Source organism: Clostridium sp. BSD9I1 (assembly GCF_900185645.1).
In the GTDB taxonomy this organism is placed as follows: domain Bacteria; phylum Bacillota; class Clostridia; order Clostridiales; family Clostridiaceae; genus Clostridium_AK.
Map to the genome: position 1 here is coordinate 258928 of NZ_FYAM01000027.1, position 15847 is coordinate 274774.

Sequence of the window (15847 nt, forward strand, 5' to 3'; positions counted from 1 at the left end):
ATGTGGGTGGCACTAAAAATTATATATTATTTCTTTACTTCTTGCTTTCCAGTTATGCTGCTCTTGTCATCCATTTTAAATCCAGCTTTAGCTTCTTCGCTCGCGAAGTATACGTTACCTTCAATTTTAGCATCTACTAATTGGAAGTCCTTTGTTTCAACGTATACGTCACCTTTGAAAGTTCCGCTTTGGATTCTAGCCTGTGGGCTCTTTATAGTTAATTTTGGAGCAGTTAAAGTAAATCTAGCAGTTACAACGTGCTTGTCATCTTGAGTGTAAAGAGCTATTTTACGTTGGATAGCATCCTTACCATCTTTATCTTTTTTACCGTTTTTGAATTCGCCTTCAAGTACAAGGTCCTTGTCAATAGTTAAATCATTTAATGTTGCGATAATCCAAGTACCATCTTTGCTTATAGCTTTTTCGAAAGCTTCTGCCTTGTCCACTATTGAAGCAGTTGTTACAGTGTCAACCTTTTCAGCTGGAGCCTTAGTTTCTGTCTTAGTTTCAGGCTTAGTTGCTGTTTGTTCAGCAGGTCTGCTTCCGCATCCAGCTAATAAAGTAAGTGATAGAGCAAGTGTTGATAATAAAACCTTAATTTTCATTTAAGATCCCCCTATGTATAAAAATTTTTGATACAGATTATATTATAATATAAATTATTCTAAAATAGTATATATTTCGATATTATTTCATAAAAAAGTATGAGGAAATTGATGGGAATGGTGGGTAATTAACGGCAAAGGAGTAAAGAACATATAATTCACTGCAATAACTATGCATAAAAGGTGAAAACCCTACGGCAAGCATAGGGTTTAAAGGTAATCTGAATTAATTGATAAATTAAGTTCACTATTATATAAATTATTTCTTTACTTCCTGCTTTCCAGTTACACTGCTCTTGTCATCCATTTTAAATCCAGCTTTAGCTGCATCATTAGTGAAATATATATTTCCATCAACTTTAGCATCAACTAATTGGAAATCTTTAGTTGAAACATAAAGATCCCCTTTAAAAGTTCCATGCTGGATACTAGCATTTGGGCTGTTAATAGTTAACTTTGGAGCGGTTAAAGTAAATCTAGCAGTTACATTACGTTTTTCATCTTGAGTATAAAGAGCTATTTTACGCTGAATTATATCCTTACCATCTTTATCTTTCTTACCATTTTTATATTCACCTTCAAGCACTAAATCTTTATCAGTACTTATATCTTTTACTATAGCAATGATCCAGGTACCATTTGTACCAATTGCCTTTTCAAAAGCTGCGGCATTATCTACTATTGATGCAGTTGTTACACCATCTGGTTTGCTTCCTTGATTTTGATTTTGGTTTTGTGTTGTATTAGGTGTTTGATTAGTATTATTTTGTCGAGCGCATCCAACAGATAAAGTAAGTGATAAAACTAGTACTGATAATAAAACCTTAATTTTCATATAAAATCCTCCTTACTACTGATTATTATTAATACAAATATATTATTTGCTAAATTGACAAAAAAACACGTATTTTTGTATTTTTTAATGAAAAGTTGCGTTATTATAAAAGGAGATAATTAATAACTAACATTAGTTGTTAACTGTCCTCTAAATTGCTGAAATTATAAAATTATGCTTAAAACCATAGAGTGAGAAAACATGCCACTTGCCACGTGGGTGGCACCTTTGTTATTATTAATATAAAAAAAGGGTAAAGGTGAAGAAGTTTTATGAAAAATATTAAAATGTCAAAAATAAAATTGTTTAGCTTGCTTTTGATTACCCTAGGAATATTTATATACATAATTAATGGAAGTTTAAATGTAAGTAATACCAGTAAGCCAAGTCCTGTGGCTAAAAATGGTGTGATAGATTTAAGAAATTGGGATTTTGAAAGTGATGGAATGACCAAGTTAAATGGGGAGTGGGAGTTTTATAAAAGTGAATTTTTAGAACCTGAAGACTTTGATAATACACATTTTAAAAAGACCTATGCTACTATTCCAGGAACCTTGGGGGGAGCTGGATATGGAACTTATAGATTGAAGATTCTTATAGACAGTGATGATTATCTATATTCAGTTAAAATTGACTATATTCAAAACGCATATAAACTTTGGGCAAATAATCATGCAGTAGTATCCGTAGGAGAAGTAGGTAAAAATAAAAATGAAATGAAGCCACAAATGCTGCCCAAAGCAGGTTCTTTTTATACAGAAAATGGAGAAGTATATTTGACCCTTCAAGTTAGTAACTTTTACTCCGAATTTGGGTTCATAGATACTATACTAATGGGGGAAACTTCAAAAATAGATACTTATAAGGAAAAAAAGCAAGCCCTTGATTTATTCCTTTTTGGAAGCAGTGTTTTAGCTGCAATTTATAACTTGGCAGTATTTTCTAAAAGGAAAAGGAATAAAGCGCCTTTATATTTTGCAATAGTTTGTATTTTAATTGCTATTAGAACAATATTTTTAGGAGAGAGATTTGTTATTTCTATATTTCCTAACTTTAGCTATATACAGGCAGTAAGAATAATGATTTGGACATTTTATTTATATATGCCCTTCATTGTATTATTTATTGACAAGAGCTATGGAGGGATACTTTCAAAAAAAGTTGTGAAATTTTCAAATTTTACAGCTCTGTTATATTTTTTTCTAGTACTTATAATTCCAGCAGATCATTATATGCAATTACTAGTTCCTTTTGAAGCATTGGCCTTATCGCTAATAATTTATATGATGTGTAAAATATGTAAAGTATATATTAATGTAGAAACCAATGATTATATTACTGTAATAGGTCTTTTTGCACTATTTATAACAAGAATAAATGATATTTTATATGAGTACAGCATAATTATAACCAATTCATTTGCACCACTAGGAGTGTTTATATTTATAGTGGCTAATTATTATGTTTTAGCAGAAAGGCAAGCTAGAGCTCTTTCAAGATCAGAAGACATAGGTGAAAAGCTAAAATCCTTAAATAATTTAAAAGATGATTTTTTAGCTGTAACATCCCATGAACTTAAAACGCCGCTAAATGGGATAATTGGTTTATCTGAAAGCCTTGCTACGGCAGCTAAAGACCATATGACTGAAGATGAAAAGTATAACTTGTCCTTGATTAAATCAAGTGCAATAAGACTATCTAACTTAGTTAATGATATTATAGTGTTTTCTAAACTTAAAAATAACGAAATAACATTACAAAAGAAGCCAGTAAAAATTAACAAACTACTAGAAATGGTAATAAAATTTTGCGAGCTATCAGCGAATAATAAATCTGTTCAGTTGGTTAATTTGGTAGATGAGGGAGCCCCTTATGTTGATGGAGATGAAGATAGGATACAGCAGATTTTTTATAATTTAATTGGGAATGCAATTAAATTCACACATGAGGGCAAAATAATAGTGTCTTACATCGTAAAAGAAAATTACATAGAAGTATCTATAGAGGATACTGGAATTGGGATACCAAAAGAAAGACTTAATACAATCTTTAATATATATGAACAGGGTGAGGGAATTTCTGAAAAGTATGGGGGTACGGGATTAGGACTTTACATAACGAAGAAATTAATTAAGCTTCATGGTGGAGATATAAAGGTTAAATCTTCTACAGGAAAAGGAACTAAGTTTACATTTAGCTTGCCCCTGAGTTCTGAAGAAGAAGTTAATAATACTAGTGAGCACTCGGAAGATATATTAAAAGAATTAAATTATGAGCCTTTAAATCTTATATCAAATGATAAGTTTAGTGAGTTAAGTGGAAATTTAAGTACTAAGGTTAGTAAAAACTATAAAATACTTATAGTAGATGATGAATATGTGAATCAAAGAGTGCTAGAAGGATATCTTTCACATCCTAATCAGCTTATACTAAAGGCTTCAACAGGAAAACAGGCATTAGAAATTATGGAAAAAAATGAAGACTTAGATTTAGTTATTATTGATATGATGATTCCAGATTTGTTAGGTTATGAGATATGCAATATAATTAGAAAAAAATATTCAATTTTTCAGCTGCCTATACTTATTATGACTGCAGATAATAGACCGGAAAATTTAGTGATATCCTTTGAAAATGGTGCTAATGACTACCTCGGAAAGCCATTTAATAAATATGAGCTGCTATCAAGAGTAAATACTTTGCTAACGTTAAAGGATTCAGTGGAAGAAGCATTAATGCTTGCAAAACAGGTATCAGTAGCTAATGAAAGAATTGAAACGCTTAATTCTGAAAATGATGAAAGTAATAAAAAAGTAGAAGAGCTCATGGAATATGATAAGATAAAAACGGAGTTTTTCGCCAATATGTCTCATGAACTTAAAACTCCGTTAAATGTCATAAGCAGCACGGTACAGCTTCTAAGATCTTTAGATGAATCAAAAAACTTAGCTGATGATAGAATTCAATATTATTTTACAATAATGAATCAAAATTCATTAAGGCTTCTTAGATTGATCAATAATATAATTGATACCACAAAGATAAATGGTGGCTACTTAAATCTTAATTTAACTAATGATAATATAGTATATGTGGTTGAAGAACTGGTTCAATCAGTTGCAGATTTTGTGCAGTCAAAAGGAATAAATATAATCTTTGATACAGAAGTAGAGGAGAAGATTATTGCATTTGATGAAGAAAAGATTGAAAGGATTATATTAAATCTTTTGTCCAATGCAGTGAAGTTTACAGATACAAAAGGAAGTATATTTATTAATATTTATGATAAGGGCGATTTTATAGAAATATCTATAAAAGATACAGGAATAGGTATACCAAAGGATAAGTTAGATTTTATTTTTGAGAGATTTGCTCAAATTGATAAGTCTATAACTAGAAAAAAGGAAGGAAGTGGGATAGGTCTCACTCTTGTAAAGTCCCTTGTTGAAATACAGGGTGGAACTATTAGCGTAAAAAGTGAACTAGGGAAGGGCAGTGAGTTTACTATTACTCTTCCTGTAAAAGTAGTAAATGTTGAAGAAACAGAAAATAATGTAATAAGTGAAGAATCCTCTGAATCAAAATATAAAGAAAAATTGGCAACGGAGTTTTCTGATATATACTAAAATAAAGTGCCACCCACGTGGCAAGTGGCAAGTGTGAAAAATAGGGATGATTAGCAATTATTTATTATTAATAGTTGTTAGCCATCCCTTAAACTTTTATAAGCTTTCTAGTAAAAGCTATTTCTCTAATTCTTGTTTTCCTGTTATTTTGCTTGCATTATCCATTTTAAATGTTGATTTAGCTTCATTATTAGTAAAATATACATTTCCATCAACTTTAGCATCAACTAATTGAAAGTCTTTAGAGGAAACATAGAGATCTCCTTTAAAGGTTCCATGTTGAATACTAGCTTTTGGACTGTTAATAGTAAATTTTGGTGCAGTTAAAGTAAATCTATTAGTTACATTTCGCTTTTCATCTTGAGTGTAAAGGGCAACTTTACGTTGAACAATATCCTTGCCATCTTTATCTTTTTTACCATTTTTAAATTCACCATCAAGTACTAAATCTTTATCAATAGTTAAATCTTTTACTATAGCAATAATCCAAGTGCCTTTGTTGCTAATTGCCTTTTCAAAAGCAGCCGCATTATCTACTACAGATGCAGTTGTTACAACGTCAGTCTTATTTTCTTGGGCCTTGCCTTGGTCTTGAGCTTGAAGAGGAGTTTGATTTTGAGCGCTAGAGTTAGTTTGCTCTTTGGTTGTGCCTGGTACTGGTGTAGGATTGATATTTCTAGCACATCCAAAAGATAGTATGGTGAACATAAATAATATTAATGAAATTAGTTTTAATTTCATATGAAATCCTCCTTGTCTTTAAATAATTATTACATTAAATACAGTATTACCTAAAATATAATAATTAACACATGATTAAGAACAAGAAATGGTTAACAACTATAATTAAAATATAAGATAAATATTTTAGAAGTTTAAGATATAAATAGGGGTTTATTGGCTAAAATAAATAATGACGTATAATTAATATAAAATATAGAGGTTAGGAATATTTTCATATATAATAGAGATATTATAAAATTTTAATATATTATCATACTAAACATTAAAAATACAATGAGAATTCGGGGTGACAATAAAATGAGATTACCAAACCATATTGGAATAATTCCTGATGGTAATAGAAGATGGGCAGTTGCTAACGGAATGTCTAAAGATAAGGGATATGAAATAGGAATTGATCCGGGGCTAGCTAGCTTTAAGTTGTGTCAGGAAGCTGGAATTAAGGAAATCACATACTATGGATTTACCATAGATAATACAAAAAGGCCAAGTGAACAAAAGAAGGCCTTTACAGATGCGTGTATTGAATCCGTAAACCTAATTACCAAGGAAGATGCAGAAATATTAGTGGTTGGAAATGCAGATTCACCAGCTTTCCCAAAGGAGCTAGAAACCTTCACCACTAGAAGAACCTTTGGTAAGGGAGGAATTAGAGTTAATTTCCTAATAAATTATGGCTGGCAATGGGATTTAAATGAGCTAAAGACAGCTGATACATCTAAAAAGAATATTATAAATAATATAAAGTCTCATGATATATCAAGAATAGATCTTATTATACGATGGGGAGGAAGAAGAAGATTAAGCGGACTACTTCCAGTTCAATCTGTATATTCAGACTTTTATGTAATAGATGACTATTGGCCAGATTTCAAGCCTAATCATTTTTCAGAGGCTCTAGAGTGGTATGATAAACAAGACGTAACGCTTGGTGGCTAATATAGAAGGAAAGTGCCACCCACATGGCAAGTGGCAAGTTAGTGTAACTTGCCACTTGCCACGTGGGCAATGTCATCAAGTCATCATGTAAATAACTTACAGATTTGAATTTAAAAGAAAACAGCTATCATAAATATTTATCAAAACTTATGAGGCTGTTTTCTTTTACAAAATTTCATGGTGTACCCATAAGATTTGATAATATTAAATACTTAATCTTGCAATACTTTTTTATTTACTGGTAAACAAAATAACTCTGCAGTCATTCTGACTGAGAGTAATCTAAGTCCTTCACCTTAAAAGCCGTTAGGCTGTCTAAAACTTTTCTCTAACAGATCACAAACATCTCTTTTTACTTAATGCATTTTTATTGGATCTATCCGTTCTTCGCCTAACGAAGTTTCTTTTAGGACGAATGGGAACGACATTACGCGAAATTTCCTTCATAATCTTTTTAAACATTCTTGAGCGTTTCCAAGGATTTTTTTCAAGAAGCATTAAAACTAGGGAGTTCTTCAGCTTACCTATGAGAATATTAGTATTAACTTTATACTCATGCTTTAATTCTTTATCTTTATTTTCCTCATCAATTAATGCGTTAGCATCCATCTTTGCAAGAGAAACCATATTTGATAAATACATAGTGGCATAAAAATCTTGCTCTACAGCAATAGGTGTTTCACCACTAAAGTTTTCTATTTGTAATTTGTTTTTCAACTCATTATATTTTACTTCTATTCCCCAACGTTTGAAGTAAAGCTGTTTAAAATCTTCTGTTTTAAAATCTTCATGAAAGATATTAGTAATTAAGGTCTCCGTTACCCCTGAATCTAACTTAAAATTAAGTACCCTAATTTTAAGTACTTCTTCTTTACAATTATCTTTCACTATCTGATCTTCGTTCTTTGCACAGGCTACCGCCTTTATAAAGCTGCTGGATACTCTCATTAAATACTTTAACCCTTTCTTTTCAATAAAAGAAATAAGATCTCTTGATGGATATCCTCTATCAAATAAAATTAAATCATTAGAAAAACCTATGCCTTCTAACTTATTTATAAGTACCTCTGCTTGTACTCTTTCATTTGCTTTATATTTACTAATTACAGAAGCTATAATCATGTCATTTTCAACATCATATAACCCAGATGCCCTAGCTCGGGCAACTTTCATGCTCTGATTTTCAATATATCCAAATTCAGTTCTTAATCTTTCACTGTTATTAAGTTCTAATATAGTTCCATCAACACTTAACAGTCTGTAGCCTTTGTATCGTTTAAAGTCTGTATCTTTATAAAACCAACTGATTATGCCATCAGACATTTTTATAAATGCAGTTGGAGATATCTTTTGCCTAGCCTCTGAAAATGCTTGTTTTGTGACGGCGGAGCCTGTACTATTTATATTGTTAAAAAACTCATCCAACTCTAGTTGAAGGCTTTTTTTAACAAAGTTCAAGATAAATACTATAATGTTTTTAAAATTCATTTTGTTATTTCCTATCCTTGTAAAGTATGTTTTTTTCGTTCTCATTTGACACATGAATATTATATCATTAATTATGGTTTCTGTTATTTTCATTCCCTCTAGTAAGTAACTTTTTTTACTCATAAAAAACACCCCAATAATTTATAAGATATACCCTTTAAAAAGGCATTCAAATTAATTATCAAGGTATTTATTAAAGTTAGTTATTTTTTCAATATTTTATTTATTGTATTTACAGTTTTTGTATCCTTAGCTTGATGCCACTTGCCACGTGGGTGGCACTATTTTGCATAGATTTATTTAGCAAACAAATAATAAATAAGTGGTTAATGAGGTTACAAACAACTTAAGAGAGGTGAAAAGCATGAGAAACATGAGAAATGATAATCCTAATCATAAGGCTTATTCCATAAGAAAAGTTGAAGATAACTTAAGAAGCATGCCAGAGCATATAACACAAGGTTCAGATGTAGGGAGTGAACCATTTCCTTTTACAGAGGAAGACAATAAAATGAGAGAACAATATCAGTTTGGTGAGGTTATGGGAAGTAACGAGAAACTTTAAAATAGGAACGGTTAACAACTATTTACTAGATTTAATTGTTGTTAACCGTTTTTATAATTTATAATTTATATATAAAAAGAGTGAAATAGGTAAGGAGAAATAAACATGAGCATAAAATATATACATCATGTATGCATTCAAACAGAAAATTACAAGGAATCATTAAAATTTTATACAGAGATACTAGGTTTTGAAATCGTTCAAGAGACCCCAGATTTTCATACTAGGGATTTTAATACTTGGATAAAGCTAGGGTCCTTTATGATTGAGCTTCAAACTGCCAAAAAGGGAGATAAGCTAAACAAATATAATTCTTTAAACGAAGGAATAGTACACATGTGCTTTTTAGTAGATAATGTTCAAGAAGAATATAACAGAATAAAGGCACTTGGATATAATAACTTTAAATTAAAAAATGGCAGTGAGATATACAAAGTTGAAAATGGGTATTTATTTAAGATAAAAGCTCCAGAAGGAACTGAAATAGAAATGAGAGATGAGGAATTATAAAGTGCCACGTGGGTGGCACTTTTTTGATGAATCCCTCATATATTTTAGTGATATGACTAATTGGAGGGATTTAATAAATGTATTACCCCTTTAAATTTAGGGAGGTTTATAAGAATTATATTTGGGGTGGGAGAAATCTGGAGTTCTTGGGAAAGGTTTTACCAGGAGGAAAGGTTTCCGAAAGCTGGGAGGCTTCGTGCCACGAGGATGGACTTAGTGTCATAGATAATGGAGAGTTTAAAGGAAAAACGCTATTTGAGGTTATGAAGGAAAAAGGTGCAGAAATTTTAGGAGAAGATATATATAAAGCATATAAGGATAAATTCCCTATACTTATAAAGTTTATTGATGCTAATGACAAGCTTTCTGTTCAAGTGCACCCTGATGATGAATATGCAAAAAAATACGAGAATAATTCCTTAGGTAAAAATGAAATGTGGTATATAATTGATGCAAAGCCTGGATCAAAGCTAATATGTGGATTAAGGGATAGTGTAGACAAGGAAAGGTTTAAGAAAGCTTGTGATGAAGAAAGGGTAGAGGAGTGCCTAAATTATATAGAAGTAACTAAAGGAGATATAATAAATATACCTTCAGGAACGGTACATGCTATTGGGGAAGGACTTTTAATTGCAGAAATTCAGCAAAGTTCAAATATAACTTACAGAATATATGATTATAATAGAAAAGATATTAATGGAAGTAAAAGAGAGCTTCATCTAAATAAGGCACTAGAAGTTATAAATTTTAGTGAAACAAGTAATGAATCAGGTAATAACCACATCTGTAAAGAAAAATACAAAGGAATAAAACTAACTGAAAATGCCGGCCTATCTGTAATAAATTCTCTTGAAAATAAAGTAAGTGAAGAATTAATCAAAGATGAAAACACTACTATAACATACATGGCCTTAAATAAATACTTTTGTGTAAAGTTCTATGAAACATCCTGTGGATTTAAAGAAAACACAAAAGGAGAAAAGTTTCATATATATACTTTTCTTGAAGGTAACGGTACTATAATTTATAGTGAACCTCAAAAGAAAATATATACACAGGGTCAAAAAACGTTATCCCTTGAAAATAACGAAGATAAGGAAGGGTTAACAACTAATAAAGCTGAAGAAACATTTACTAAGGGGCAAACGGTATTTATACCTGCATCCCTAGGCGAATATGAATTAAAAGGGAGCTTCAAAGCATTAAATATATATTTGGAAAATGAACAAAACTTAAAAATGCAATTGGATTATTTAAGAAAAAGCGGATATAATTTAGATGAAATCATCAAATAAAAATGTAGATAGCAAACAATAAATAATAATTGCTTAGGAGATTCAGTCATTGATGGATTTTAATCTTAGCCATTATTTATACTTAAACAAAAGCGGAGGATATTATGAGTGAGTTTTTTACAAATTCTATGAATATAGCAAAAGAAATATGTAGGTTAAAGATTAAGCATGGAGACAAGGTGGTAGATGCAACTATGGGAAAAGGCAGTGACACCTTGTTTTTAGCAAGTCTTGTAGGAGAAGAAGGGCAGGTATACTCCTTTGACATACAAAGTGAAGCTATACAGGCCACAAAAGAAAAGCTCCAAGATAATAATATAAAGACTAAGGTAAGTTTAATATTAGATGGACACGAAAATATAGATAAATATGTGGAAGGTGGAGTGAAGATAGTTATGTTTAACTTAGGATATCTACCTTCTTTTTCCCATAGCATCACTACAAAGGCACATACCACAATCGAAGCTGTGCAAAAATCCCTGGAGCTTTTATTACCTAAGGGAGTGGTAATACTTGTAATATACCATGGGCATGAAAATGGAAAAGCTGAGAAGGAAGCTCTGGAGAATTATACAAAAACATTAAATCAAAAGGAATATAATGTGGCGCAATTAGAATTTACAAACCAAATAAATTATCCACCACGATTACTTGTTATAGAAAAAAGATAAGAAGTTTTAAGGACAAAAATAAAGAAATAATATTTTGGTTAAAATTCAAGGAGTTTTTTTATTTGTGTAGAATATATCATATAAACATCAATGATTGTCAAAAAATGCAGAAAAATTGTTAATATATAATGTATTACCTATGATAAAGCACTTGGAGGTCATAACATGGCTAAATATAAACTTGAAGAATTAGTGGATATGGAAAAACTTCAAAAGTTGATGGATAAATTTTATAATATTACAGGACTGCCCCATGGGGTGCTAAATTTAGAAGGAAAGTTGCTCATAAATACAAGGTGGCAAATGGCATGTAAAAGATTTCATGGGGAAATACCTGATTCTCAAGGGCACTGCATGACAGGATTTATGAAAAATAGAGAAGTAGAAAGAGGAGAAGATTATATTCTTAATCAGTGTAGAAATGGCCTCATGAACGCACTAATTCCTATTGAAATAGGTGGAGAGGTTATTGCAAACTTTGTTGTCGGTCAATTTTTTATAAAAGAGCCCAATTTAGAGATGTTTAAAAACCAAGCTAAAAGGCTCGGAGTGGATGAAGAGGCCTATTTAGAAAGTATAAAAAGTGTACCTATAGTAGAGAAAGATCGACTTGAGGATATAATTTGTTATTATAAAAGTCTTGCAAAGATATTTGCAGAAATGGGATTAAGTAAGATTAAGGAAATCCAATTGAGAAATCAGGTAGAAGTTTGTAATAGGCAGCTAGAAGAAGAATTAAAACAGCGTAATGTAGAGCTTCATGAAAATAATAATCAACTATTAGAAGAACAAAAAAGAATGAAACAAGTGAAAGAAGCTTTAAGGGAAAGTGAAGAGCAATATAAAAGGCTTGTAGAATTGTTGCCTGTAGGGGTATACATAAGAGATAAGGAAAGATATCTATATTGCAATCAAGCAGGAGCTAAGCTATTGGGGGCCCAGGAATCTCATGAGATAATAGGAAATAAACTTGGTGATTTCTTAAGATTTACAAAACATCAAGAGCAGCAGTTTCAAAAAGATTATGAGGATGTAATACAAAGCAACGAAAAATCCTTTAGTCAATGTAGGTTTCTTAGAGTAAAGGACAAAAAGTATATATACTTAGAAGGTATCGGAACTAAGTGTCCTTACAATGGAAAGGATCATATGCTTATAGTATCTCAGGATATTTCAGATAGAAGGGCAAAGGAAAGGCTTCGTACAACTGTGGCCGAAAAAACTCGCCAGCTAAATGAAGCAGTGGCATACGAAAAGTTAAGAACAGACTTCTTTGCAAATCTATCTCATGAATTAAGAACTCCTTTAAATATAATATTCGCATCTCTTCAAGTAGCCAATATAATATTAGAGAACATGAATATACCTGATAAAAGTGAAAATGTACAAAAACTTTTTAGATATAAAGATTTGATTAAGCAAAATTCTTACAGGCTTATAAGGCTTGTAAATAATTTAATAGACATAACCAAAATTGATGCAGGGTATTTTCAACTTTTCCCTAAGAACTGCAATATAGTAAGTCTCATTGAGGATATAACATTATCTGTAACGGAATATGGGAAAAACAAAGATATAAATATTATATTTGATACCAATGTAGAAGAAAAGATAATGGCTTGTGATGAGGATAAAGTTGAGAGAATAATACTTAATTTACTTTCTAACTCCCTAAAATTTACTCCTAAGGGTGGAGAGATAAAAGTGAATTTTGAAGATCAAGATAAGTATGTACTAATATCCGTAGAGGACAATGGTATAGGAATACCAAATGATAAATTAGAGTCCATATTTGATAGATTTGTACAAGTGGATAAATCCTTATCAAGGAACAATGAAGGCAGTGGCATAGGATTATCTCTTATAAAATCTCTAGTAGAACTTCATGGAGGTAAGATATGGGCTCACAGTAACTGGGGAGATGGTTCTAAATTCTTTATTAAACTTCCTGTAAAAGTACTTTCTCAGGACGAAAATAAAAATATGGATATGCCCTCAGGTACAAATAAGGCAGAAAAGATAAATATAGAGTTTTCGGATATATATTTTAGCTAAGTACATAAAGTGAAAAAGTCAGCCCGAGGGCTGACTTTTTTACTTTTCGCAGCAGTTTTTGTACTTCTTACCACTACCACATGGGCAAGCTTCGTTTCTTCCTATCTTTTCAGGAGTAACTAGTGTTTTAGATGGGCTGTACTTAAGTTTAAGCTCTGCAAGCTTTTCCTTAGGTAAAATTACATTCCATTCAGGAAGACTTGATAACTCTTCCGCTTCCGCTTCTGCTATATTTATGTACAATTTCTCAAAGTCTATATCAAGTGATATTTCTGTATCCTCTTCTATGTCTTCTAAATTTAGAGGAGTTTTTAAAGCCGTATTTAATCCATCAACTACTCCAATGAATAATGCAGGAGATGTATTAAATTCCTTAGATAAATCTACAACTTGTCCACTAAAAATGTTTTTATGATTAATAAGAATCTTTCTAATTATATCTTCTTCAACATTAACGTATTCATCCCAAAAGGCATCTTCCCCCTGAGTTTGAACAAAGTATACAACTAGATCTTTCCACTTACTGTATAACCCCATATTTTATTTCTCCTTTATAATAAATTAGATATGTATCTTTAATTATAATAAAAAACTAATATATTTTCAACTTAAGACAATATATTTCCAAATTTTATATAATAAAAGAAGATAATGGAGACGTTTAACAATTATTTAATCATATTAAATATCTGTGTAATAGAAATAAGAGTCGCTTTCAGGCTGAATTTGGTGAACTCAAAGTACGAATGAAATGTATTGAGGTTGTAACTAAATTGTGACAACCAAATATTAAAATAAAATATGTACATAATTCACATATAGTGCATATATGGTAAAATTTAATAAATACTTAATAATTAGTTAATAAATAATATATGAATAAAGGTTATTATTTAGATAATGATTGCCAAGCCTTCTCAAAAATTAAATAGAGTTGTTAACCGTCCCCAAGTTTTCCAATGTTAGAAATGGTTGACAAGTAATTCCCAATAATTGATAATTAATAATGATTTTAATGATTAATACTTAAAATTTAGCATTAGGGGACGGTGATTCAAAGAATGAAGTTGCGTGAAGGAAATATGCATACTAATAAAGATGCTGATAATACCAAAGGCAATAAAAAGAGAATTTTAGAAATGGATGTATGCAGGGCACTTGCTACTATAGCAGTAATTGTAATTCATACATCAGCTTATACTTTGTCAGGAGTTAAGGATAAGGGCAGCGAACTTTATTATATTACTTTAATAATAAATCAACTTGCTAGGTTTTCTGTACCTGCCTTTGTATTTATATCAGGAGTTGGATTGGCGCTTAGTTATAAAAAAAATACCAATTATTTTAAGTTTGAGTTTAAAAGACTATCATCTGTAATTCCAGAATATTTAATATGGTGTTTTATTTACTTATATATAATAAGCAATAACAAGAACTTTGCTGCATGGCCTTCGCTCATATTAAGTGGAGACAAAGCGTACTATCATTTCTACTTTGTTCCTATGATAGTAAAGCTTTATATATTATTTCCGATACTTTATATTGTGATGAGGAAAAAAATAGGACTTTTAGTTTCCTTTTTAATAACAGCAGGAATTTTAACTACAGGTCACTATTACAATATCCCAAATTTAACTTTAGATTTTTATTCAAAAAGGAATATATTATTTTGGATATTTTATTTTTCACTTGGAATATATACAAGTGGGAGGCTATATACATATATAGGTAAGCTTAAAAGATACAAAAAATTCACAAGTCTATTATTTATAATCTGTACTGCTTTAATAATAATGGAAGCTATACAGGGGCTAGTACAAGGTAAACCAATAGATTATTATACAACTTTTTTAAGACCGTCTATAATAGGATATTCATTAAGTGCCATTACGCTTATTTTTTCACTAAGCCATAGGAATAACTTACCATTTAAGTTTTTAAAGTCTATATCCGATAAGTCTTATGTGATGTATTTGGCACATCCTTCAATACTTTACTATTATATGAATTGGATGAAGGAAGTGGATTTGTCGTTAGGAAGCAACTTCTTTCTCATATCATCCACAGTAATTTGTATTTGTGGCACATTGCTCATAGGTATGATAGTAGAAAGAATTAAGTTGTTAATTACTAGAAGTAACTATTAAATTATTAATTTATCTTAAGTTAGTAACTTTTAACCCTTGGAAATTGCAATATTATAATTGCCAGGCTTCAAAAGTCTACAAAAGTGTCGTATTATATTTACATTTAATGGGGTAATATTGTTTTGCAAAAGGGAAATAGGGATGTTATTTAGAACTTTAGTGATTGGAACTTATGAGTATAAAAATATTTAATATTTAAAATTTCTTAAAAAATAAAGAAGGATTTTTTAACAATATGTAGAATAATATAGGCGATAAGTAAAATTTAATCAGAATTACCTGGAGTGATTTACCATAAATTACAAAATAAAAGGTATAGAAAAAAGGTAAATATTGATGTATAATGGGAAATGAGGTTAATAATAGT

The 15847-nt window shown here is 30.5% G+C and carries 13 protein-coding genes; 8 read left to right on the top strand and 5 right to left on the bottom strand.

Going from position 1 to position 15847, the window contains the following annotated elements; translation table 11 throughout:
- Positions 1–26: 26 nt before the first annotated feature.
- Complete coding sequence (locus BSD9I1_RS18140; RefSeq protein ID WP_186431497.1) at positions 27–605, bottom strand: hypothetical protein; 579 nt, start codon at positions 603–605, stop codon at positions 27–29.
- A gap of 259 nt (positions 606–864) precedes the next feature.
- The gene (locus BSD9I1_RS18145; RefSeq protein WP_186431498.1) at positions 865–1440 is read right to left on the bottom strand and encodes a hypothetical protein; all 576 of its coding nucleotides are present in this window, start codon (positions 1438–1440) and stop codon (positions 865–867) included.
- Between the two features lie 272 nt (positions 1441–1712).
- Here BSD9I1_RS18145 and BSD9I1_RS18150 point away from each other — a divergent pair, with 272 nt between their 5' ends.
- Complete coding sequence (locus BSD9I1_RS18150) at positions 1713–5066, top strand: ATP-binding protein (protein WP_186431499.1); 3354 nt, start codon at positions 1713–1715, stop codon at positions 5064–5066.
- A 117-nt stretch (positions 5067–5183) separates the two neighbouring features.
- On the opposite strand, the gene BSD9I1_RS18155 is transcribed toward BSD9I1_RS18150, so the two are convergent.
- The gene (locus tag BSD9I1_RS18155) at positions 5184–5807 is read right to left on the bottom strand and encodes a hypothetical protein (protein ID WP_186431500.1); all 624 of its coding nucleotides are present in this window, start codon (positions 5805–5807) and stop codon (positions 5184–5186) included.
- Positions 5808–6107: 300 nt separating this feature from the next.
- Here BSD9I1_RS18155 and BSD9I1_RS18160 point away from each other — a divergent pair, with 300 nt between their 5' ends.
- The gene (locus tag BSD9I1_RS18160; protein WP_186431501.1) at positions 6108–6749 is read left to right on the top strand and encodes an undecaprenyl diphosphate synthase family protein; all 642 of its coding nucleotides are present in this window, start codon (positions 6108–6110) and stop codon (positions 6747–6749) included.
- Between the two features lie 336 nt (positions 6750–7085).
- On the opposite strand, the gene BSD9I1_RS18165 is transcribed toward BSD9I1_RS18160, so the two are convergent.
- Entirely contained in the window at positions 7086–8360 is a 1275-nt protein-coding gene (locus BSD9I1_RS18165) for an IS4 family transposase (RefSeq protein WP_186431502.1), read from the bottom strand.
- A 241-nt stretch (positions 8361–8601) separates the two neighbouring features.
- Between BSD9I1_RS18165 and BSD9I1_RS18170 the strand changes: the two genes are divergently transcribed.
- The 5 genes from BSD9I1_RS18170 to BSD9I1_RS18190 all read left to right on the top strand — a co-directional run bounded on the left by BSD9I1_RS18170 (position 8602) and on the right by BSD9I1_RS18190 (position 13333).
- Complete coding sequence (locus tag BSD9I1_RS18170; RefSeq protein WP_186431503.1) at positions 8602–8802, top strand: hypothetical protein; 201 nt, start codon at positions 8602–8604, stop codon at positions 8800–8802.
- 105 nt (positions 8803–8907) lie between these two features.
- On the top strand, positions 8908–9312 hold the full coding sequence (locus BSD9I1_RS18175; RefSeq protein ID WP_186431504.1) for a VOC family protein: 405 nt from the start codon (positions 8908–8910) through the stop codon (positions 9310–9312).
- A 77-nt stretch (positions 9313–9389) separates the two neighbouring features.
- Positions 9390–10607 (top strand): type I phosphomannose isomerase catalytic subunit, encoded by a 1218-nt coding sequence (locus tag BSD9I1_RS18180; protein ID WP_186431505.1) that lies wholly within the window; start codon positions 9390–9392, stop codon positions 10605–10607.
- A 104-nt stretch (positions 10608–10711) separates the two neighbouring features.
- Entirely contained in the window at positions 10712–11278 is a 567-nt protein-coding gene (locus BSD9I1_RS18185) for a class I SAM-dependent methyltransferase (RefSeq protein ID WP_186431506.1), read from the top strand.
- 165 nt (positions 11279–11443) lie between these two features.
- Positions 11444–13333, top strand: a complete 1890-nt coding sequence (locus BSD9I1_RS18190; RefSeq protein WP_186431507.1) for a PocR ligand-binding domain-containing protein — start codon at positions 11444–11446, stop codon at positions 13331–13333.
- A 39-nt stretch (positions 13334–13372) separates the two neighbouring features.
- Here the strand turns inward: BSD9I1_RS18190 and BSD9I1_RS18195 are convergent, their stop codons facing one another.
- The gene (locus BSD9I1_RS18195) at positions 13373–13870 is read right to left on the bottom strand and encodes an SEC-C metal-binding domain-containing protein (protein ID WP_186431508.1); all 498 of its coding nucleotides are present in this window, start codon (positions 13868–13870) and stop codon (positions 13373–13375) included.
- Between the two features lie 524 nt (positions 13871–14394).
- Here BSD9I1_RS18195 and BSD9I1_RS18200 point away from each other — a divergent pair.
- A complete protein-coding gene (locus BSD9I1_RS18200; protein WP_186431509.1) occupies positions 14395–15480 on the top strand; it encodes an acyltransferase in 1086 nt (361 codons plus the stop codon).
- Positions 15481–15847 lie beyond the last annotated feature (367 nt).